Here is a 20,290-nt window from a genome sequence, read left to right as displayed (position 1 = left end):
GTGCTGCCGGGTCGGGCGCCTTCGCGCGTGGTCCCGACCTAGAAGGTCAGGTTCCAGGCGTCGATCTTGCCGGTGTCCTGCGCGGCGTTGTCGTTGACGCGGAGCTTCCAGACGCCGTTCGCGACCTCCGAGGAGGCGTTGACGGTGAAGGTCTGGACGATGTTGTCCGTGCCGCCGCCGGTCCGGTTGTGCACCGTGTAGACGGTGCCGTCCGGGGCCACCAGGTCGACCTTCAGATCACCGATGTACGTGTGCTTGATGTCGACGCCCACCTTGAGGGTGGTCGGCGCGTTGCCGGTCACGCCGCTGACGGTGATCGGGCTCTCGACGGTGGCGTTGTCGCCGATCGTGACGTCGCCGAGGTTCTCGAAGTACTTCCCGGGCGGCGGGGTGGTGCCGCCGACGGCCTTCAGCGCGTCGGTCTGGCCCTCGCCGAAGAAGCCGTTCTTGGTCGTCGTACCCGTGCAGCGGCTGTCGGAGGGGCACGCCCGGTCCGTGGCCTGGAGACCCAACTGGTCCCGGATCTGCGCCGGGGTGAACGTCGGGTTCACGCTCGCGATCAGGGCCGCGACGCCCGCCACGTGCGGGGAGGCCATCGACGTGCCGTTCATGTTGCCGTACTTGCCGCCCGGGAGCGTCGAGTAGACGCCGGAGGCGCCGTCGCCGCCGGGGGCCGCGATGTCGATGACGCCGTTGCCGAAGTTCGAGTACGAGGCCTTGGCGCCCCCGTTGCCCTGTGCCGCGACCGTCACGACACCCGGGAGCTCGGTCGGGATGTCGATGCAGGCGTTGGTGATGGTGCGGGTGACCGGCGTCGAGTCGTTGGGGCTCTCGGTGTCGGTCGTCTTGTTCGCCAGGTCGTAGTTGGAGTTGCCGGCCGCGGCGACCTGGAGGGAGCCCTTGCCCTCGGCGTACGCCTGGGCTCGCTTGACGCCCTCGATGATGGCGGCCTGGTCCAGGTTGTCCGGGCAGTTGAACTGCCACGGGTCCGTGTAGTAGCTGTTGTTGGTGACCTTGAAGCCGTGGTCGCCGGCCCACATGAAGCCGCAGACGGTGTTCTCGGCGAAGAAGAGGCTGCTCGTCGGCTCGGCGATGCGGACCGAGGAGATCTTCACGCTCGGCGCGACGCCGATGACGCCCTTGCCGTTCTTGGCCGCGGCGACGGTGCCGGCGACGTGCGTGCCGTGGGTGCCGACGTCCCGCCAGGCGCCGGCGCGGGTGTCCGCCTTGCCGTAGGCGCAGGAGACCGAGTCGGCCGCGTTGAAGTTGGGCGCGATGTCCTGGTGCTGGTCGTCGACGCCCGTGTCGAGGATGCCGACCTTGACGGAGGCCGAGCCGGTGGTGACGGCCCAGGCCTGGTCGGCCTTGATCTGGGTCATGTCCCAGCGGTTGGACTCGGTCAGCGTCGTCGGCGACTGCGCCGGGTTCGCGGGGAGCGCCGGGTTGTAGGCGTCGGCGGGGACGTCGGAGGTACGGGTGGCGCCGACCTGCTGGACGCCGGCGACCGTACGCATCGTCGAGGCGAAGCCCGTGGACGTCGAGTGGGCGACGATGACGCCGATGGCGTCGTACGACGCGAAGACCGAACCGCCGTTGTTCGCGACGGCGGTGCGCACGGCCGTGGTGTCACCGGGAGCGGTGATGACCAGGTAGGCGCGGGTGCCGGCGGCCCAGGCGGCCGGGGCCGCGACGGAGGCCGTCCTCGACACCGAGGTGCCGGAGGGCTCCGGGGTGGTCGACTCCGCCGCCTGGGCGAGGCCGGCGGGTGCGGCGAGAGCGACGGCCGCGCCGAGGGCGGCGGCGGCCGCGACCGAGAGTCTCAGCCGGCTGGATATGTGGGAAAACAATGCGTCCTCCGATGGCCCGGTGACGCTGGTGGCGCCGGCCGGGCCGTGTGTTGTGTGGGGTGGACGCAAGATCCCAGACGATGCCGGGCGGAAGGAAGGATTCTGTCCGACAAGCCTGTTGGTGTTACACAGTGTTGACCTGACGGGGTGTCGGTCGGGGTGGGTTTCCGACTCGATGGGCGCTTCGTTCCGTACCGGGTCCCACCTCGGCGGGAACCCCGGGCAGGCGGCTATCGTGAGCGCCGTGCGAGTGCTGCCGGTCGAGGAGGACGTCGTGGGTGGGGGCGGCCGTCGGCCGGCGTCGGAGGGCACCGGATGAGAGCCCTGACGCCCGCCGGGCGGGTTCGCCGGCTCCGCAGGCGGATCACCGCGCTGTTCGCCCTCACCAGCGCCGTGGGGCTCGTCACCATGGCCGTCCTCGCGGTCCGCAGCGACGACGCGCGGTGGCGCGAGCAGCTCGACCAGTCGATGAACCTCGACACCACGCAGGCGATCAGCCTGCTCACGTACGACGCGGACGACCGGATCGACACCCGCGACCTCGTCGAGACCGTCGACGCCGGCTGCCCGCCGCTGACGGTGCTCTCCGTGCCGCGCGACGGATCCGGGCCCGTGGTCGACTTCGCGCCGGACCGGCCCTGTCTGGCCGCCCGCCCCGCGGACGTCCGGGCGGCCGCGGAGGACGCCGTGCGCACGCAGGACGTCGTCGCCGTCGACCGGCGTGCGGTCGACGGACGGCCCGTGCGGCTCTTCGCCGAGCCGTTCTTCGCACCCGACGCCGAGGGCGCCGACGGGAGGGACGGTGTCGTGGTCACCGCGTACGAGACCGCGGTTCCGCTGGCCGAGCACCGGCGGACGACCTGGCTCCTGACCGGCGGCTGCGCGGTACTCGTCCTGCTGTCGGCGGCCGTCGGCCATCTGCTCTCCGGGCGGGCGATCCGCCCGGCGTTGACGGTGCTGGGCCAGCAGGAGTCGTTCCTGGCCGACGCGGCCCACGATCTGCGGACTCCGGTCGCCTCACTGCGGATGCTCGCCGAGACCGCCCTGCGCGGTGAGACGGACGGCACCGAGGTGCTGCGCCGCACGATGCGGCTCGCGGACGGCATGGGCGGCCTCGTCGACGGGCTGCTCACCCGCGCCCGGCTGATGAGCGGGACGCAGAGCCTCGCTCCGGAGCCGCTGCGCCTGGACCAGCTGGTGGAGGCGGTGGTCGCGGACACACCGGCCGAGGGGCACCGGGTGACGGTGCGGGCCGAGGAGACGGTGGTCGTGGCCGATCCCGAGCTAGTACGGCGCGCCGTGGCGAACCTCCTGGGCAACGCGCTCGCCCACGGTCACGACCCCGGTGTGCCCGCCGACGTCCGGATCGAGGTCACGCGGGACGGCACTGTGACCGTCGAGGACTCCGGTCCGGGGCTGCCCCCGGGCGTGGCGGAGTCCCTGTTCGAACGCTTCCGCAGCGGTGCGGGGTCGACCGGGCTCGGGCTGTCCATCGCCTCGTGGGTCGCCCACGCCCACGGCGGAAGCCTCTCCGCGGGCCGGGGAGAGCGCGACGGCGGCGCGCGCTTCGTGCTGCGCCTGCCCGTCGGTCCCGCCCGTCAGTAGAGGCGCGGGGACATGACCTGCGGTTCGACGCCCGGCACTTCGAGGACGCAGCGCGGGATGCCGGGACCGGCTGCCGCCCGGACCGTCGCCGGTGTCGGGGGTTCGGTCGGCAGCTCGATGTGCACGGTCACCGGGTGGTGGGAACCGGCCGTGGCGTGGCCCGTCTCCTTGCCGTCGACGAGGACCTCCACCACGGCGGTGCGGCCCGTCTGGACGGTGACGCTGATCGAGTGCCCCGCGTGGTCGATGTGGAAATGGTGGCGTCGTCTCATGGGGTCGCCTCCGACCGGGTCGCCGTCCACGCCCCCAGAACCAGCGTAGCCATCCGGCACCTGCGCAGCCTGGTCGGCGGTCCGGACGGCATCACCCGAACAGCCCTCTTCCAGGCGTGCAACCACCCCTCCGTCCGGTGCACTGGAGAGGCAACCGTCCGCCGAGCATGGAGAACGACCATGTACGAAATGCACGTCGGCATAGCGCCCCGTGACGGGGTCTTCGTCTGGCACGTGGCCGCCATGGGCACCGCGACCGCCCTCTGCGGGCAGTCCCTCCACGAGGAGCACCTCGAAGAGCGCGACAGGACCGACCGTCACTGCACCCCCTGCATGAGCTCGTTCCAGGAGCTGATGAACGACCGGCGGTGACCTTGTGGAACCCCACTCCGGACCCCCACTGGACCCCCATCCGGTGCGGACCCCCTAGACCCCCATCCGGTCACGCACCGCCGACAGCTTCGGGTTCTTCCCGGCGCGTTCGCGCGAGTGGCGGTCGAGTTCCTCCATCAGGCGGCGACCGCGGTGGTCGAGATCCAGTTCGTCGAGGATCCGGTCGATCTCGGCGAGCAGGGCGCCGTGGAGCTGCCACTGCCGGGGGTCCGCCAGCACGACCCGGAGCAGCTGGTCCGCCGCGTGGTCACGGACGGCGCGGGCCGCGACGAGCTCCCCGGCGAGCCGTTCCTCCGCCGCGTCGGCGTCCGCGCTGACGTCCGAGGTGACGAGGACGGAGTAGCTCACCAGTGTGTCCGCGACACGTGCCAGGAGGTCTTCGAGCGCGATCGCCACATGGCGCGGGAAGAGTTCCTCACCCCGGCGTTCCTTGGCGAGGTCGGCGAGCGTGCGGGCCAGCACGCGCAGGACGACGGCACAGATCTCCAGGGTGTCGAGCCCGGTGCGCAGCACGACACGGTGCAGGAGCCCCTCCTTGACGCGCGGGTTGAAGCGGAGGCTGTCCTCGGCCTGGCGCAGCGCCGCGTCGACGTCGGCCACGTCGTTGTCGAGCCGGCGGGCCTCGTACAGCCGCGCCTCGTACCGGCGCGCGGCGGCGTGGGCGGCCGAGGCGGTGGTGAGCCCCTCGCCCATGCCCAGCAGGAGCTGCCGCATGCGCCGCGCCAGGTCCTCGATGGACTCACCCGCCGGTGCGACCCAGACCGGCGGGACGAGCAGCACGTTGAAGAGCATGCCCACCACCGCCCCGATCAGCGTTTCGAGGACGCGGTCCCATGCGGTGTTGGTGACCTGCGTGACGCCGAGGACGAGCATCGCGCTGATCGCGACCTCGGGCACGAACTCGTCGACGCGCACGAAGCGGCCCACCACCAGCGAGGCCAGGATGATCAGCCCGAGGCTCCACCAGGTCAGACCGACCAGGGCGCTGAACGCGATCGCGATGATCACGCCGACGACCACGGAGTTGACCCGGCGGATCCCGGTGGTGAGCGTGGAGTAGAGCGTCACCTGGACGACCAGCAGGGCGGTGAGCGGCGCGGTCAGGGGGGCCGGCTCGCTGCTCAGCTGGAGGGCGACGACGTACGAGATCGTCGCCGCGGCGGTGGAACGCAACGTCTGCACGACGGCCGGGTCCCTGCGCCGCGCGAGCAGGTCGGCCACTCGTTGTCGTAGCGCACCGCGCACGTCCGTCACCTTTTCAGGCTTTCGCACCCGCGGCGGGTTCGCACGCCGTACCGGGACGGCTCGCCGGAATGGCGATCTCGACGGGGGTACGGTGGGATGGAGAACGATCACGCGTCCACGACGGATGGATGAAGGTTGTGTCGACCTCGAGCCATGCGGTGTCCGGCGCCCCTTGTTGGGTCAGTCTCATGGCCCGCGATCTGCGCGCCGCAGAGGCGTTCTACGGCGCCGTCTTCGGCTGGGACTTCCGGCCCACCCGACTGGGTGAGGAGTTCTCCGTCGCACTGAGCGACGGGGCACCGGTCGCCGGGATCGGGGCGCTCGCGCCACGTCTGGCGGTGGCGGTCGCCTGGACCCCGTACTTCGCCGTGGACGACGCCGATGTGACCGCGGCCCGCATCCGTGAGCGCAGCGCCACCGTGGCCGTCGGACCCCTGCGGTTCGGCACGGGGCGCGCGGCGCTCGCGTCCGACCGCGAGGGCGCCGTCTTCGGTATCTGGGAGGGCGAGGTGATCCCCGACTGGAGCGTCGGCAAGGGCGGCGCCCCGGCCTGGCTGGAGCTGCGGACGAGGAACGCCTTCGACGCGGCCATCTTCTACGCCGAGGTGCTGGACTGGGCCGGCGAGCGGCCCGGCTGCTGCCAGGTCGCGTACGAGGACGACCATGTCGTGCTGAGCCATGGGGGCATCACCGTCGCACGGCTGTACGGCGGCGCGGTGGAAGCGGCGCCCGATCCGCAGGTCCGGCCGCGCTGGCACGTGCACTTCCGGGTGCCCGACGTCGATCTCGCCATCGAGGCGGCGCTCCGGGCGGGCGGCACGACCACGTCGGCCGTCCTGCCTTCGGGGAACGGCCGGCGCGTGACGCTGCGCGACCCGGACGGCGGACTGTTCACGGTGGCGGACAGCGTGGAGTGATCGCCGGGCACCCCGCCCGGGAGGTCACTCGCCCGCGTGCGCGGCTCGGTGGATGGTGGCGTCGAGGAGCGCCAGGGCCTGGTCCGCCGTACGCCCCGGTGCGCGGTTCCAGGGGCCGATCAGGCCGGTCCAGCCCTGGGCGCGCAGTTCGGTGACGATCCAGGCGGCGGAGCGGTTCATGGTGTCGGCGCTGCCGTGGCCGAGGCGGTGCGCGGTGAGCAGGGCGCCGCAGAGGCAGCGGGCGCCCCGGGCGTCACGCAGGCGGTACGGCTGGTTCTGCCAACCCCACTCGACGAGGACCCGGCGGGCGTGGGCGAGGTGGGTGGAGGGGCGCAGGTCGGCCTGGCCGATGCGGCGCCAGGCGTGCAGCCGGTCGGGCAGGATCGCGCCGAGCCGTCCGGGGAGTGGTCGTTCGGTGGGCGGCGGCGCGGTGAGGCCGGCGAGGGCGGTGGCGACGAGCTGGTCGACGGGGACGGAGAGCAGCCGGCGCCAGTCCTCGGGGGCGGGTGCCGTCTCCTCGGGGGCGGGTGCCGTCTCCTCGGAAGTGCCCGCGGGGGTGCCCCAATGCCGGACGATCTCCTGCCAGGCGGCGGTGTCGTAGAGCTGCGCCGCGGCACGGTCGACGGTGTCGGGGGCGAGGGTCGGCAGGGGCATGGGTGCTCCGGGCTCGGGCGGATCTCTGACTCATCAGAACTGGCCATCAGAATGTCGGCTTTGCCCCGTTCATTCTTGAGCGATCCACCCAAAAGTTACCAATCGGTATGCCGTGACTTCCCATGCGGGCGGCAGTAGAACTCGTTCCCATTCCACCGACAGTGAGGGACTCACATGGCTGTTTCACGCCGTGGTTTCATCACGGGAACAGGTTCTATTTTCGGCGCCTTGGCGCTCCCCTCTCACGCCCTCGCCTCGACCGCGCAGACCCGCATCCCCGCCCTGGTGATCGGCACCGGTTACGGCGGCTCCGTCGCCGCGCTGCGCCTCGCCCAGGCGGGCGTGGACGTGCACATGGTCGAGATGGGCATGGCCTGGGACACCCCCGGCCCCGACGGAAGGATCTTCGCCAACACGACCACGCCCGACTACCGCTCCTTCTGGCTCCGCACCCGGACCAAGCAGCCCCTGAGCCAGTTCCTCGGCTTCCCGCTCGACAAGGACGTGCCCCGGCACACCGGCATCCTGGACGCCGAGGAGTTCGGCGGCATCACGGTCTACCAGGGCCGGGGCGTCGGCGGCGGTTCACTGGTGAACGGCGGTATGGCGGTCACCCCGCGCCGGGAGAACTTCGGCGCGATCCTGCCGTCCGTGAACGCCGACGAGATGTACGACGTCTACTACCCCCGCGCCAACGCCGGCCTCGGGGTGAACCACGTCGACCCCGCCTGGTGGGAGAGCGCCGCCTGCTACCAGTACGCCCGGGTCGGCCGTAAGCACGCCGAGCGCTCCGGGTTCCCGTTCGTCTTCGTGCCCAACGTGTACGACTGGGAGTACATGAAGCAGGAGGCGGCAGGAGCCGTCCCCAAGTCCGCGCTCGCCGGCGAGGTGCTCTACGGCAACAACCACGGCAAGAAGAGCCTGCAGAAGACCTATCTCGCGCAGGCCCGTGCGACCGGCCGGGTCACCGTCGCGCCGCTGCACAAGGTGACGTCGGTGTCCCCGGCGTCAGGCGGCGGCTACACGGTCGTGATGGACCGGCTCGACACGGGCGGGAACACCACGGCGACCACCTCCGTCGTCGCGGACCGGGTGTTCTTCGCGGCCGGCAGCGTCGGCACCAGCAAGCTGCTGACCATGCTGAAGGCGACCGGCGCGCTGCCCCACCTCAACGGCGAGATCGGCCAGGGCTGGGGGGACAACGGCAACGTCATGTGCGGGCGCGCCAACCACATGTGGGACGCGACCGGGAAGCTCCAGGCGTCCATGCCGACGGCCGGCATCGACAACTGGGCCGCGGGCGGGGCGTTCGCCGAGGTGGCTCCGCTGCCCACGGGGATCGAGACGTACGCCTCGTTCTATCTGTCGATCACCAAGAACCCGCACCGCGCCGCCTTCTCGTGGAACGCCGCGGCGGGCCGCGTCGAGCTGAACTGGCAGACCACCTGGAAGCAGCCGTCCATCGACGCCGCCAAGACCATCTTCGACAAGATCAACGCGAAGGAGGGCACGATCTACCGCACCGACCTGTTCGGCGCGTACAAGATCTGGGGCGACCATCTCACCTACCACCCGCTCGGCGGCGCGGTGCTCAACCGGGCCACCGACAACTACGGCCGTCTCCACGGCCATCCGGGCCTCTACGTGATCGACGGCGCGCTGATCCCCGGCAACACCAGCGTCAACCCGTTCGTCACCATCACCGCGCTCGCCGAACGGAACATCGAGAAGATCATCGCCACCGACCTCTGAGGTCACCGTGCGGGTCACCGTGCGCGTCACTGTGTGGGCAGCACACACACCGCGTCGAGACCGAGCACCCGGTTGAGCCGCCCGAACGACAGCCAGGAGCCGATGCTCATCGTCAGCTCCACGATCTCCGCCTGGCTGTAGTGCGCGGTCATACGCGTCCAGAACTCCTCGTCGAGACCATGATGATCCAGGGCGTACCGCTCGGCGTACTCCGCGGCCAGTCGTGTGCGGTCGTCGAAGGCATCGGTGGTGCGCCACTGGGTCACCGCGTCCGCGAACGACTCCTCGACCTTCTCGCCGTCGCGGTCGGTCCGCCAGTCCAGGCAGAACAGACAGCCGTTGACCTGCGCGATGCGCAGCCGCGCGGCCTCGAACTCGCGCAGCCCCAGGGTCGTGTGGGCGTAGACGGACAGGGAGAAGTTCGCGGCTGCCGTCCCGATCTCGGGGACGATCTCGCCCCACACGTACTCGATCGGGTGCCTGCCCTCGGGGACGTCGATCCTCATGTCTGCTTCCTTCCCAGTGTGCCGACTGCGGGCCGCAGTGGGACGTCGAGCGCGTCGTACAGGCCGGGCTCGGCGTTCACGAGCCAGTCGACGGCGTTCACGAGCCGTCCGACGGCGGTGGCGTTCCCGCCCGCGGAGCGGTTCTCGCCCTCGTCACTGGCCTCCACGGTGACCTCGATGCGCGGGCGTCCCTCGATGACCACCCGGTGCGCGCCCGTGCCGTCGGGCGGCGTCGGCCAGTCGGGGGCGCAGGAGGGGTGGATACGGGTGACGTGCTCGATGACGATGCGGGGTTCGCCCCCGACGATCCCCTGCACCTCGAAGCGCACGGCCCCCTGCGTGCCGGCTTCGAAGACGCCCATCGTCCGGGCGGTCACGGTGGTGTCGAGGGCGCGCCGCTCCAAGGTCTCGCGGATCTCGTCGAGTTCGACGCCGAGGGCCCGGGCCATGAGCCGGATCTGGCCGCCCCACACCATGGTCGGGATCGACGGGGCCAGCATCAACGGCTCGTACTCCATCGGGTGCCCCATGCCGATGAGATGGCGGACCGAGTCCTCCTGCTCGTACGTGGAGTAGTCGAAGATCTCCTGGCAGCGGATCGCGTCGACGGTGGTGCCGAGGCCACTGATCAGGAGGGGCAGTACGTCGTTGCCCCAACCGGGGTCGACGCCGGAGACGAACAGCGAGCCTCCGCCCTCCGCGACGGCGGCGAGCACCGGGTCGCGGAACTCCGGCGGGGCGCTGCGCGGGTCGTAGAGCGGGTAGAGCGCGGGGGTCACGACGACCGCGCCCCCGCGGATCGCCCGGACGACGTCGGCGAGCGCCTCGTCGGGGCGGATGTCGCCGGACGCGGCGTACACCACCGCCCGGGGGCGGGCCGCGAGCACGGCGTCGACGTCGTCGGTCGCCGCGACCCCCAGGACGCGGTCGAGGCCGGCGAGTTCGCCCGCGTCGCGGCCGACCTTGGCGGGGTCGTGGACGAGGACGGCGGCGAGTTCGAGCGCGGGGTGGGCGTCGACGGCCCGCAGGGCCGCGCGGCCGACGTTTCCGGTACCCCAGACGACGGTCGGAATCATGCGCGGAGACTAACCTGACGGGCCGTCAGTTTCTAGGGTCGTGAACGGACCGGCTCACCCCGACCGTTCCCCACGCCCGACGGACTCCTTGCCCTGCCGGGATGACGGTGACCCTCCGCCTGATCACCTTCTGGATGAGCTTCGAGCAGGAGGACGGCCGCAACCCTTTCGCAACCCCGGGCCGTGTTGGCTGGTTACGCCGACCGAGCGGGAAGGGGCCGCAGATGGGCCGATCCGAGGCACGTGTGGAGCTGACCCCCGCCGCCGCCGAGCTGGTGCGGCGGCTGCGAGAGCTCCACGGGCCGCTGATGTTCCACCAGTCGGGCGGCTGTTGTGACGGCAGCGCCCCGATGTGCTATCCGGACGGGGAGTTCCGCACCGGCGGCTCCGACGTGTTGCTCGCCTCGCTGGACGTCGCCGGCGTCGCGGAACCGGTCCCGTTCTGGATGTCGACGTCCCAGTTCGAGGTGTGGAGTCACACCCGGCTCATCGTGGACGTGGTACCGGGGCGCGGCAGTGGCTTCTCGCTGGAAGCACCCGAGGGAGTTCGTTTCCTCATCCGTTCCCGGCTGGTCGGCTCCTAGCCGTTCCGCAGGAACGGACTTCTGGTCAACTCTCCTGATACGTCAGGAATTTGACGCGACGCCTGGGGGGATCGTGCGGGGTCCGAGTGCGCGTACGCGCGCCGTGCCGGCCGTTCTGCTCGCCTGGTGCGCCCTGCTCGCCGGTGCCACGCCGGGCACGGCCGACGCCGTCTGGACGGAGGTGGCGCCTGGTGTCGCGTACCGCTCCTTCGAGGTGGCCGGGCTCAAGGGACCGGCCCGGGTGCATCTGCTCTCCGTCGATCTGCGCGGCTCGCGCGTCGACGTCGATCTGCTGACGCCCGGAGCCGTCGGGGCGCGCGCCCCCTTGTCGGTGCTCGCCGGGACGCGCGGCGCGGTCGCCGGGGTCAACGGGGACTTCTTCAACATCACCGAGACGCAGCACCCGGGCGTCGAGGCGACCGGCGCGCCGGTCGGTCCCGCGATCGCCGGCGGGCGGGCGCTGAAGGCGGCGGTGCCGACGGGTCAGCGCTTCGGCCCCGCGCTGCCCCCGGGCACCGACACGCGCGAGGTGCTGGGCGTGGGCGTCGACGGCCGGGCCCGGCTCGGCCGGCTCACCCTGGACGGCACGGTGTCCACGCCCGCCGGCACACTCCCGCTCGGCGGCCTGAACCAGTACGCGCTGCCGGTCGGCTCGGTCGGGGCGTTCACCTCCGACTGGGGCGCCGTCTCACGGCTGCGCGCCACCTGCGGTACGGACACGGACCGCGCGGCGCCGTGCAGCGAGGAGACGTACGAGGTGACGGTGCGCGACGGACGGGTCGTGGCGGTGGCCGACACGCCCGGCCGGGGCACGATCGCCAGGGACTCCGAGATCCTGGTGGGCCGGGAGGCGGGCGCGCGGCGGCTGCGCTCCCTGGCCGTGGGCGACCGCGTCGGCATACGGCATCGGCTGGTCGCGGACGGGTCCCGGGTCCCGTACCGCTTCGCGGTCGGCGGCTATCCGGTGCTGCGCGCGGGCGGTCCGCTGCCCGGCCTCGACGCGAGCACCGCGGCCGTCCGCTCGGCGGCCGGTGTCACGGACCGTGGGCGCCGGCTGCTGCTGATGGCGTTGGACGGGGCGCCCGAGTTCCGCACCGGGCTGACGATCGCCGAGGTCGCCTCGGTGATGGCCCGGGCAGGGGCCGAGGACGCGTTCAGCCTCGACGGCGGCGGCTCCTCGACGCTGGTCGCCCGGGACGCCGACACCACCGGTGCTGTCACCGTGCGCAACCATCCCGCCGCAGAGGTCGAGCGACCCGTACCGAACGGTATAGGTATCTTCTCGCACGGCTGAACCCTCACGAACACGCTCCGTCACCGCGCGCGGGGCGTCCGTGCTGGCTAGCGTGGGACTCGGAAACCCCATCGAGAACCACCATCGATCGGAAGAGAGTCACCGTCATGGCCGCACGACCTGAAGGCGCGCCGATCTGGCTCGACGCGATGTTCACCGATGTCGAAGGAGCCAAGAACTTCTACGGCGAGGTGCTCGGCTGGACCTTCGGCGAAGCCTCCTCGGAATACGGCAACTACACCCAGGCCTACAAGAACGGCAAGGCGGTCGCGGCCGTCGTCCCGCCCATGCCGGGGCAGGACGCCCCGCCGCAGTCGGCCTGGTGTCTGTACTTCTCCTCGCCCGATGTCGCCGCCACGGCCGAGAAGATCAAGAGCAGCGGCGGCACCATCGTCATGGAGCCGATGGCCGTCGGCGACTTCGGCTCGATGTGTCTGGCGCAGGACCCCGCGGGCGTCGTCTTCGGCGTCTGGCAGCCCGGCACGCACGAGGGCTTCGAGCTGGAGGGCGAGAGCGGGTCCTTCGCGTGGGCCGAGGTCTTCACCCGCGAGCCGGCGAAGTCGGACGACTTCCTCACGTCGGTGTTCGGCTACAACGCCAAGAAGATGGCCGACGAGCACATGGACTACAAGGTCTTCGACCTGGGCGGCGACACGCCGGTCCTGGGGCGGATGAAGATGACGCCGGAGGATTTCCCGGCCGAGGTCCCGTCCTACATCCAGAACTACTTCGCCGTCGACAACTGCGACCAGGCGGTCGACAAGGCCGTGAAGCTCGGAGGCCAGAAGGTCTTCGGGCCGATGGACAGCCCCTTCGGGCGGTTCGCGACGATCGTCGACCCGCAGGGCGCGGCCTTCGCCGTGATCGACGTGAAGACCACCGAGGGCGAGATGCCCGAGATGGTCTGAGCGGTACGCGGGACGGTGCCCGGGGCCGTGGCGGCCCCGGGCACCGTCGCGTCTCAGCCGCCGTCGCGGACGGCGACGATGCCGTTGAACACCCCCACGTACGCGATACCGTCGGGCCCGATGGTGATCGGGGCCCAGTTGTTGTCGTACAGCGGGCCGGTGCCGGTGAACCGCTTCCAGGCGCGCTTGCCGGTGCGGAAGTCGACGGCCGTCAGGTACCAGGCGTCGATCCCGAAGGCGTTGGGCTCCTTCTCGTAGAAATAGAGGAGTCCGTTCGCGGTGGACAGCTTGGGCACGGTGGAGGGTGAGCGGACGTCGCTCTCCCAGACGGTGTCGCAGCCGCTGCCGTCGGGCCGGACGTCGATCCGGGTCGCCCCGCCGACGACACTGCGGCCGAAGGTCAGCGTGCCGGGGTTCTCGTAGCCGTAGTTGTTCTCGACGACGAGGCTGTCGCCCCAGCTGATCAGGGAGTTGTCGGTGGTGGAGGCGCCGGAGCCGAAGACCGGGACCTTGCAGACGAGGCGCTCGGCCTCGGGGACACCGGCGTCACGCCGGTAGACGAGGACGTTCATCCGGTCGTCGGCGTTGTCGGTGATGGCGACGTAGTCCGTGTCGACACCGAAGAGGTCGGGGGTCGTGCCCGAACCCTGGTTCACCGACCCGGGCTTGGTGCCGGTCCCCCGGTCGTACGTCTGGCGCCACTGGATCCGCGGGGTGCCGTCGCCGTCCGCGCGGAAGCTGTAGAGCGCGTGGTCGGAGACGATGGAGACACCGTCCTCGGCGACCGAGAACGAGTTCTGGATCTCCTCGCCGGCCAGCCGCACCGAGCGCAGCGTGCCGGTGGCGGGGTCGACCGTGCCGACCCGGCCGAGCCGGGTCACCCACCAGATGCGGCCGTCCCAGTCGGGCATGACGGAGGTGACGGGGTCGCAGACGCCGCTCGGGAAGAGGTTGGTCCAGCTGACGCAGTCGTGCGGGACGAGCGAGGTGAGGTCCCAGTCGTCCTCGACCGTGAACTCCCAGTCGCCGTCGGCTTTCTGACGGTGTGCGATCCGGAGGATGTGCTGGCGGGAGTCGGCGAGGACGACCCTGTCCTGGTCGTCGAGGTAGAAGTAGGCACCGCCGGAGGTGTCCTTGAAGATCTTCTCGAAGTCCAGGCGGGTGATGGCCTCGACGGTCGAGGAGCGCTGCGGCAGCTTGTACTCGGCGAGCGTGTCCAGGGTGCGGGGGTCGAGCAGCTTGAGCAGGAAGCCGGAGAAGGTGCCGCAGACGGTGAGGATCCGGCCGGCCGAGTCGAAGGTGACGGTGGCGCACTCGCCGCCGAGGGCGGCGATCTTCTCGCTGGAGACCTGCGGGTCACGCCCGAGCGGCCCGGAGAAGGGGTGGGTGCCGCTGCCGGCACCGTCCGCGTGCATCCCGCTGCGCCCGTTGGGTGCGAGGTACGGGTGCTGGGCGGGTGCCGCGCCCGGGATGGGCCGGGCGGGTGCGGGGGCACCGTCGTAGTGGTCGACGAGCCGGTGGCCGGGGGCCAAGGGTATGTCGTCGGCGAGGGCGACGGGGGTGGCGAACGCGAGGGCGGTCGCGCTCACCGCGGCGATCAGGGCGAGCCCGCGGGCTCGGTTTCGGGGGGTGGTCAATGCGGCTCCTCGGGTGCGTACGTCGGTCGCGCCGGCGGCCGACGTTAGGCCCGAGCATGTGACTTGTACATGCAACTGCCCCTGGTTTCACGGGCACTTCATGATCGTGAAACGTCACGCGCCCGCCCCGGGGCGTCAGGGCCTGAGGCTGCTGACCACGTTGGCGGTGGCGGCGACCCCGTTCTGGATGGTCGGCGCCATGCTCGTACCGGCCAGGAAGAAGCCGAGCAGGGCGCAGACCAACGCGTGGGAGAGCTTGAGGCCGCCGTTGCGGAGGAAGATCACCGCCAGGACGAGCAGAAGAAGTACGACAGAAATGGACACGGCCATCGCCCACACCCTCCTTGCGCCGCGCCGGAATCGCGGCGTTCGGCGGCCAGTGTGGCGCAGTGGGGGCGCCGTCCGGCCGTACGGCATGCCTGCCATACGGGTGACATTCGCCGTCAGGGATTCAGGGGAGCCGACGGATTCACCGGGAGGGGTCGGGCAGGACGTGTCGGAGAGCCGAGTCCAGCTCGTGTGCGAGCTCCTTGACCTTCGGCGGGCTGTCGCCGAACAGCCGGGTCAGATGGGTGGTGAAGGTCTGGCTGAAGGCCCCGTAATGCGGTGTGCGCGGGCGTTCGACGGTCGCGCCCTTCAGCGCGGGGAGAAGCGTGGTCGCCGCGTACTCCGGGCGTCCCTCTTTACGCGGCATGCGGTCGGTACTCTCCGCCGGGGCCGAGGGGGCGGCACCTGCCAGGAGCCGGCAGGAGACCGTGTCGTCCTCGTACGCGGACTGACGCGTGGCAGCGAACCCCGCGTCGAGCAGGCAGCGTTCGCTGCTCTTGTCGGTGAGGAACCTCAGCAGATCCCTGGCCGCGTCGGCGCGCGCGCCCGAGGCGGACATGGTGACGGCGAGGTTCTGGCCTCCCAGGGCCGCCTTGCCGGGCAACGGAGCGACGCCGAGCTGCTCGGACGTGAGCGACTGGTGGATGGTGCGGTAGGCATAGGGCCAGTGGCGCAGGAACGTGGTCCTGCCGTTGATGAAGTCGGTGAGGGACGCCGCTTCGTCGGAGCCGGTGGCGTCCGGGAGGAGATACGACCTCTCGGTACGGGCGCGCAGTTCCTCCAGACCGTCCTCCAGGCCGCTCACGGTGCCCGTGTAGCGGCCGTGCTCGTCGGTCAGGCCCTGATCCAGGACCGAGGCGAACGCCTCGATGCCGTTGACCGTCAGGCCCTCGTACGGGGCGAGTTGTGTCGTCCAGCCCGCCTCGTACTCAGGGAGGTCGGCCTTGCCGACGTCCCTGATGAGGTCGCGTACCTGCTCCCACGTGGTGTTCTCGCCCAGGCTGGTGTTCTGCGCCTGCACCCCCGCCTTCTCCAAGTGGTCGCGGCGGTAGTAGAGCAGTCCCACATCGGTGTTGAAGGGGACGGCGTACGTCTTGCCGTCCCAGCTCGCCGTGCGGGCGACGGACTCGATGACGTCGTCGTCGACAAGGCCGGGTTCCAGTTCCTGAATGAGCTTCGCCTCGGCGAACTCGGGGACCCAAGTGACGTCCAGGTTGACCACGTCGTACCGGGCGCTGCCCGACTGGAGGGCCCCGAGCAGCTGACTGCGCTGCTGGTCGGCGGAGCCCGGCAGCTCGACCAGCCGCGCCTGGTGGGTGTTGCCGGGCCGCTTGTTCCACTCCTCGATCAGCTTCTCGCGGATGCCGCCCTTGCCGGTCACGTCACGGCCGCTGGCGATCAGGAGCGGGGCGCCGGGGTCGGGTGTCTTCTCGGGCGGCGGCTTGCCGTCTCCCCCCGTGCATGCGCCGAGCGCGAGGAGACATGCGAGGAGGAAGGTGGTACGGCGGGATGTGCGGGCTGTCATGTCCCCTCCCCTGTGCCGGTTCTGGCGACCTCGTCCCGCAGCCCGGCGATGAGATCCCCCGAGCTGTCCAGGCATCGTCCGCCACTCGCCGTGGCGATCCGCTCGTCCATGCGGCCCTTGGCGCAGCCCCCGACGGACAGGGATGCCATGACGACCGGAACCCCGCCCTGCCGCAGGGCCGCCAGCATTCCCTCCAGATCGGCGGGGGTGATACGGGTGTTGTCCTCGTCGTCCGTGACGTAGACGATCAGCCGGGGGCGGCTGTCGTCGCCCTCGCCCTCCGTCTCCATGGCGGTCGACGCGGCACGCAGCGCCCGGAGGGGATCGGCCTCGTTGCCCTCGACCCGGGCCCCTCCGACGGTCTTCCTGGCCTCGTCGCGGTTCCTGTGCGTGCCGACGGCCAGCAGCGGGGTGTACGGGCGGGTGGCTCCGGGCGACGACGACACCGTCCACACGCCGTACTCGTCCTGGCCGCCCAGCCCCCCAAGGGACTGCCGGATGATCCCGGGGGCGCCGCCCGGTCCGTCCCACACGTCTTTCATCGACCCGGAGTTGTCCAGCAGGAACAGCACCCGCCCGGGGCCGTTGGCCTTGCGGTACGCCTCCAGGGCGGCGTTCATCGTCTTGGCCTCGCCGGCGTCCGGCAGCCTGCCGGGATCGGCGAGAGCGCCGGTGGCCGGTGGTGACACGGACGGAGAGGCCGGGGGCGGGGTGTCGCCCGGCCCGGCACGGTAGCCATCGGCCGTGAACACCGCCACCCCGTCCGAGCCCGTCAGCCAGTCACGGAACCGTTCGACGGCGCCGTCGCGGGCGTCCTTGTCCCGGTCGGCGCCGTCCCAGACGACCTGTACGAACGGCAGGGTGAGCCGGGGCACGTCGGCCGGGTACTCGGCCACGCGGGGAGTCCGTGTCTGACGGCCGCAGCCCACCCCCGTCTTCAGCAGGTGTTCCGGCACAAGCGCGGCGGTCTTCGTGTCGACGGCGGCCGACTTGGGCAGCTCGCACAGCAGGGCGCGGCCGTCGGGCAGCGGCCGTCCGGGCGCCAGACCCCGTTCCGCGCCGGTCGCGGCGCCGTGCCGGTTCCCGTACAGGCCCACCGTGGCGAGCAGTCCGGAGTCGGTGTGCTCCGGGTCCGTCCGCGCCACGGCGGCACCGTCGGCCCGCGCGCTCAGCGCCTCGACGAACTGGGCGAGCGGGCGGCCGGAGCGGTCCTTCTCCGATCCTTCGGCCAGGTGCGCGGGGACGGCTAGGACCATCGGCGAGTGGACGAACGGCTTGTCCGCCCGCAGCTTCACCGAGGATCCGCCTCCGCCGTAGGACCGTGCGCGATCGACAGCGTCGGCCGAGCCTGGAATCCAGATGTCGGGCTGGGGTCCGACGTCCCGCTGGGGATTGGTCTCGGGGTCGGGGTCCTGCCAGAAGTGGGAGGAGTTACGGAAGGCGGCGACGGCATCGGCCGCCTTGGCGCGGTAGACGGTGATGCCGCTGCGCCGACAGTCGCCTTCCCGGTTGTCGGCCGACTCCAGATAGGCGTTGACCGCCTTGCGTACGGTCGGTTCGGCGTCCGCGTCGGTGAGCAGCCTCAGCTCCAGGGGAGGCGTGCACGCGCTTCCCGACGGGGCGCGGAAGACCGCGAACCCGAGCAGGACGGCCAGCGTCAATGCCAGGACAGCCAGGGCCAGGACGGGGATGCGGCGCCATCGTCCGTCGGGCTTCGGCGGATCGACAGGAGGGGGCGGCGGTGTGTCCGGCGGCACCTCCTCGACGTCATGGCGGGGCACCGCCGCCAGGACGACGTCCGTGCCGTCGGCCGGGCAGCTCTGCGGCACCCATGGGGTCGGCTTCTTCCGCAGAGTGGTGTGATTCTTGGACATGTAGGACCTGAGCGCGTCGGCGAGCGAGCTGAAACTCACCTCGCCGCCGTCGGCTACGCCCTCGTCGAGTGCGCGCACCAGTTGGGCTGTGAACGGCGTGGGCGTGGTCGCGTCGCCCGCGTCGATCCTGTCGTTGGCCTGCACGCAGGCAAGCAGCGAGATGCGCTCGCGGTGGTCCGTCGGCAGCCTGTTCCAGGCCGCCGAGGCGTTGCCGGCGTAACAGCAGTCGAGGACGACCACCACCTGTTCCGCGGTGGCCTGGCACAGGGCCGAAAGCACCTCGCTCCATCGGACGGCCTGTAGGAACACCGGCGGGTTTCCGGGCACGATCGTCGTGCGGGGCATGGCGAGCCACAGTTCGTCCGGCTCGTTGTAGCTGGACACCAGGCCGTGTCCGGCGAAATAGACGAGGAGCAGGCCGTCCGCCCGGTCACGGGCGCGCATGAGGTCCCGGAAGAACCGATCGGATCCCGCCGGGCTGCTGGTGGTGATGTCCTCCTCGCGGAACACCCCGCCCGCGCGCAGCACTCTCTCCAGCTCCGTGCCGTTGTGCCGGACAGCCGCGATGTCGCCCAGTACGCCGGAGGGATCCGGTGGCAGATCGGAGGTGTATTCCGGCACCGTGACGAGCAGGGCGTGATTCGTCCTTCCGCGCGGGTCGAAGCGCGCCACCGGGCTACCTCGCGTCGCCGTCCGAGGTGACGTCGAAGTCGGGCGGATCGTCCTCCCCGACCGACCGGCGGTTCTCCTGCCACTCCCGGACCGCGCTCTTCACCTGCTCCATCAGCTCGGCGAGGACGAGGCCGGTAACCCCCTGGAGCACGATGAGGGCGATCTCGGTCCCCAGGCCCATCGGGGTGCCGTGCTCATCCGGAGTAGCCCGCTGCTCGACCCGTAACTCCCTCTTCTCGATCCTCTCCTGCACCATCGGCTCCCGCGTGATCCAGGTCAGCAGCGCATCGACATCACTGTGTGATGTCTCCTGGACCGGCCTGATGCGGATCTCCTGCTTCGTCACACCCTCCCCTGGCGTCATAACTCACCATGATGGCACGGTAGTTGCCCCGGGCACGATCCGCTTGTGGCAACAATTCGATGTCAGGCCGCCACGCAGGCGGACCACTCGACCGTGCGGTCGCACCAGCGGTCCAGGAGGACACGGTCGTGGCCGACGGCGAGCAGGCCCGCGCCCGACTCCGCGCGGTACGCCTCCACCGCCGCCACCAGGGCCGCCGTCGTCGAGGCGTCGAGCATCGCCGTCATCTCGTCGCAGACCAGCCAGCGGGGACGCAGCACCAACGCCCGGGCCAGGCAGGCGCGTTGGAGTTGGCCGTCGCTGACCTCGTGGGAGCGGCGGGCCAGCAGGTCGGCCGTCAGGCCGACCGTCGGGGCGAGTTCGGCGAGCCGCGTCTCGACCTCCGGGCGGCGGCCGGTGGCGCGCAGCGGTTCGGCGATGAGGTCGCGCAGCCGCAGGCGCGGGTCCGCGGACATCCGGGGCTGCTGGAAGACCACGCCGACCGCCGTTCGCTGCGACCGGGGCGCCTGGTGGCGCCAGCCCCGCGCCTTCTCCCCGTCAATCGTGACACGCCCCACCTCCGGGCGGTGGAGCAGTGCGGCGACCCGGGCGAGGGTGGACTTGCCGCACCCGCTGGGACCGAGGAGTCCGACCGACGCGCCGGGCGCGATCGTGAGCGAGGCACCACGGAAGACGGGCGCGCGGCGGTCGTAGCCGGCGGTGATGGCGTCGAGTTCAAGCACGGGGCACTCCTGGTGCGAAGGGAGCGAAGACGTGGCCGCGGGAACGGCCGCGGGCCACCGAAGGCCGGGCGGCGGGCGCGCACGGGTCAGCGCCGAGCCGCGCCACGCGGCCGCGG

Annotated in this window: 19 protein-coding genes; 7 read left to right on the top strand and 12 right to left on the bottom strand. The window is 71.3% G+C overall.

The genetic code is table 11. The features are described 5' to 3' along the window. Positions 1-38: 38 nt before the first annotated feature. Positions 39-1,847, bottom strand: a complete 1,809-nt coding sequence (locus tag ACFV9D_RS35980) for a S8 family serine peptidase (RefSeq protein ID WP_385156210.1) — start codon at positions 1,845-1,847, stop codon at positions 39-41. Positions 1,848-2,162: 315 nt separating this feature from the next. On the opposite strand from ACFV9D_RS35980, the gene ACFV9D_RS35975 reads away from it, so the two are divergent. Then, positions 2,163-3,452: a sensor histidine kinase gene (locus ACFV9D_RS35975; RefSeq protein ID WP_385156207.1), complete on the top strand. Its 1,290-nt coding sequence runs from the start codon at positions 2,163-2,165 to the stop codon at positions 3,450-3,452. Here the strand turns inward: ACFV9D_RS35975 and ACFV9D_RS35970 are convergent. Continuing rightward, the gene (locus ACFV9D_RS35970; protein WP_385156204.1) at positions 3,446-3,724 is read right to left on the bottom strand and encodes a hypothetical protein; all 279 of its coding nucleotides are present in this window, start codon (positions 3,722-3,724) and stop codon (positions 3,446-3,448) included. The two genes, ACFV9D_RS35975 and ACFV9D_RS35970, sit on opposite strands and share 7 nt — an antisense overlap. Before the next feature lie 180 nt (positions 3,725-3,904). On the opposite strand from ACFV9D_RS35970, the gene ACFV9D_RS35965 reads away from it, so the two are divergent. After that, complete coding sequence (locus ACFV9D_RS35965) at positions 3,905-4,096, top strand: hypothetical protein (protein ID WP_385156202.1); 192 nt, start codon at positions 3,905-3,907, stop codon at positions 4,094-4,096. 54 nt (positions 4,097-4,150) lie between these two features. Here ACFV9D_RS35965 and ACFV9D_RS35960 read toward each other — a convergent pair whose 3' ends face one another. Beyond that, on the bottom strand, positions 4,151-5,371 hold the full coding sequence (locus tag ACFV9D_RS35960; RefSeq protein WP_385156199.1) for an aromatic acid exporter family protein: 1,221 nt from the start codon (positions 5,369-5,371) through the stop codon (positions 4,151-4,153). 179 nt (positions 5,372-5,550) lie between these two features. On the opposite strand from ACFV9D_RS35960, the gene ACFV9D_RS35955 reads away from it, so the two are divergent. Then, positions 5,551-6,279, top strand: a complete 729-nt coding sequence (locus ACFV9D_RS35955) for a VOC family protein (RefSeq protein ID WP_385156196.1) — start codon at positions 5,551-5,553, stop codon at positions 6,277-6,279. A 24-nt stretch (positions 6,280-6,303) separates the two neighbouring features. Here the strand turns inward: ACFV9D_RS35955 and ACFV9D_RS35950 are convergent, their stop codons facing one another. Then, positions 6,304-6,933 carry a hypothetical protein gene (locus ACFV9D_RS35950; RefSeq protein WP_385156193.1) on the bottom strand — a complete coding sequence of 210 codons (630 nt, stop codon included), beginning with the start codon at positions 6,931-6,933 and terminating at the stop codon, positions 6,304-6,306. A gap of 174 nt (positions 6,934-7,107) precedes the next feature. Here ACFV9D_RS35950 and ACFV9D_RS35945 point away from each other — a divergent pair, with 174 nt between their 5' ends. Then, positions 7,108-8,685 (top strand): GMC oxidoreductase, encoded by a 1,578-nt coding sequence (locus tag ACFV9D_RS35945; RefSeq protein WP_385156190.1) that lies wholly within the window; start codon positions 7,108-7,110, stop codon positions 8,683-8,685. A gap of 26 nt (positions 8,686-8,711) precedes the next feature. Here the strand turns inward: ACFV9D_RS35945 and ACFV9D_RS35940 are convergent, their stop codons facing one another. Then, positions 8,712-9,191 (bottom strand): carboxymuconolactone decarboxylase family protein, encoded by a 480-nt coding sequence (locus ACFV9D_RS35940; protein WP_385156187.1) that lies wholly within the window; start codon positions 9,189-9,191, stop codon positions 8,712-8,714. Beyond that, positions 9,188-10,267 (bottom strand): dihydrodipicolinate reductase, encoded by a 1,080-nt coding sequence (locus ACFV9D_RS35935; protein ID WP_385156184.1) that lies wholly within the window; start codon positions 10,265-10,267, stop codon positions 9,188-9,190. Before ACFV9D_RS35935 ends, ACFV9D_RS35940 begins: the two co-directional genes overlap by 4 nt. 224 nt (positions 10,268-10,491) lie before the next feature. Between ACFV9D_RS35935 and ACFV9D_RS35930 the strand changes: the two genes are divergently transcribed. From ACFV9D_RS35930 to ACFV9D_RS35920, 3 genes are all read left to right on the top strand, one after another. Then, a complete protein-coding gene (locus tag ACFV9D_RS35930; RefSeq protein ID WP_385156181.1) occupies positions 10,492-10,851 on the top strand; it encodes a DUF779 domain-containing protein in 360 nt (119 codons plus the stop codon). A gap of 73 nt (positions 10,852-10,924) precedes the next feature. Continuing rightward, a complete protein-coding gene (locus ACFV9D_RS35925; protein ID WP_385156178.1) occupies positions 10,925-12,145 on the top strand; it encodes a phosphodiester glycosidase family protein in 1,221 nt (406 codons plus the stop codon). Positions 12,146-12,252: 107 nt separating this feature from the next. After that, on the top strand, positions 12,253-13,053 hold the full coding sequence (locus tag ACFV9D_RS35920) for a VOC family protein (protein ID WP_385156175.1): 801 nt from the start codon (positions 12,253-12,255) through the stop codon (positions 13,051-13,053). Between the two features lie 53 nt (positions 13,054-13,106). Here ACFV9D_RS35920 and ACFV9D_RS35915 read toward each other — a convergent pair whose 3' ends face one another. The 6 genes from ACFV9D_RS35915 to ACFV9D_RS35890 form a co-directional block, all read right to left on the bottom strand. After that, on the bottom strand, positions 13,107-14,690 hold the full coding sequence (locus ACFV9D_RS35915; RefSeq protein WP_385156173.1) for a hypothetical protein: 1,584 nt from the start codon (positions 14,688-14,690) through the stop codon (positions 13,107-13,109). A 135-nt stretch (positions 14,691-14,825) separates the two neighbouring features. Continuing rightward, entirely contained in the window at positions 14,826-15,020 is a 195-nt protein-coding gene (locus ACFV9D_RS35910; protein ID WP_385156170.1) for a hypothetical protein, read from the bottom strand. 139 nt (positions 15,021-15,159) lie between these two features. Continuing rightward, entirely contained in the window at positions 15,160-16,542 is a 1,383-nt protein-coding gene (locus ACFV9D_RS35905; RefSeq protein ID WP_385156167.1) for an extracellular solute-binding protein, read from the bottom strand. After that, positions 16,539-19,088 (bottom strand): substrate-binding domain-containing protein, encoded by a 2,550-nt coding sequence (locus ACFV9D_RS35900; RefSeq protein WP_385156164.1) that lies wholly within the window; start codon positions 19,086-19,088, stop codon positions 16,539-16,541. The genes ACFV9D_RS35905 and ACFV9D_RS35900 overlap by 4 nt, the downstream gene beginning before the upstream one ends. 4 nt (positions 19,089-19,092) lie before the next feature. Next, positions 19,093-19,434 carry a hypothetical protein gene (locus ACFV9D_RS35895; RefSeq protein ID WP_385156161.1) on the bottom strand — a complete coding sequence of 114 codons (342 nt, stop codon included), beginning with the start codon at positions 19,432-19,434 and terminating at the stop codon, positions 19,093-19,095. Positions 19,435-19,514: 80 nt separating this feature from the next. Further along, positions 19,515-20,174, bottom strand: coding sequence for an ABC transporter ATP-binding protein (locus tag ACFV9D_RS35890; protein ID WP_385156158.1), 660 nt, complete (start codon positions 20,172-20,174; stop codon positions 19,515-19,517). Positions 20,175-20,290: the final 116 nt, after the last annotated feature.

Source organism: Streptomyces sp. NPDC059875 (assembly GCF_042731085.1).
In the GTDB taxonomy this organism is placed as follows: Bacteria; Actinomycetota; Actinomycetes; order Streptomycetales; family Streptomycetaceae; genus Streptomyces.
Note: the sequence above shows the minus strand (reverse complement) of the source record. Positions and strands in the feature narration are given on the sequence as shown.

Excerpts from the sequence above, each read along its gene's own strand:
- ACFV9D_RS35945 (WP_385156190.1), top strand. The coding sequence starts at position 7,108 with ATGGCTGTTTCACGCCGTGGTTTCATCACGGGAACAGGTTCTATTTTC.
- ACFV9D_RS35965 (WP_385156202.1), top strand. The coding sequence starts at position 3,905 with ATGTACGAAATGCACGTCGGCATAGCGCCCCGTGACGGGGTCTTCGTC.
- ACFV9D_RS35955 (WP_385156196.1), top strand. The coding sequence starts at position 5,551 with ATGGCCCGCGATCTGCGCGCCGCAGAGGCGTTCTACGGCGCCGTCTTC.
- ACFV9D_RS35940 (WP_385156187.1), bottom strand. The coding sequence starts at position 9,191 with ATGAGGATCGACGTCCCCGAGGGCAGGCACCCGATCGAGTACGTGTGG.
- ACFV9D_RS35910 (WP_385156170.1), bottom strand. The coding sequence starts at position 15,020 with ATGGCCGTGTCCATTTCTGTCGTACTTCTTCTGCTCGTCCTGGCGGTG.
- ACFV9D_RS35920 (WP_385156175.1), top strand. The coding sequence starts at position 12,253 with ATGGCCGCACGACCTGAAGGCGCGCCGATCTGGCTCGACGCGATGTTC.
- ACFV9D_RS35975 (WP_385156207.1), top strand. The coding sequence starts at position 2,163 with ATGAGAGCCCTGACGCCCGCCGGGCGGGTTCGCCGGCTCCGCAGGCGG.
- ACFV9D_RS35905 (WP_385156167.1), bottom strand. The coding sequence starts at position 16,542 with ATGACAGCCCGCACATCCCGCCGTACCACCTTCCTCCTCGCATGTCTC.
- ACFV9D_RS35970 (WP_385156204.1), bottom strand. The coding sequence starts at position 3,724 with ATGAGACGACGCCACCATTTCCACATCGACCACGCGGGGCACTCGATC.
- ACFV9D_RS35935 (WP_385156184.1), bottom strand. The coding sequence starts at position 10,267 with ATGATTCCGACCGTCGTCTGGGGTACCGGAAACGTCGGCCGCGCGGCC.
- ACFV9D_RS35930 (WP_385156181.1), top strand. The coding sequence starts at position 10,492 with ATGGGCCGATCCGAGGCACGTGTGGAGCTGACCCCCGCCGCCGCCGAG.
- ACFV9D_RS35950 (WP_385156193.1), bottom strand. The coding sequence starts at position 6,933 with ATGCCCCTGCCGACCCTCGCCCCCGACACCGTCGACCGTGCCGCGGCG.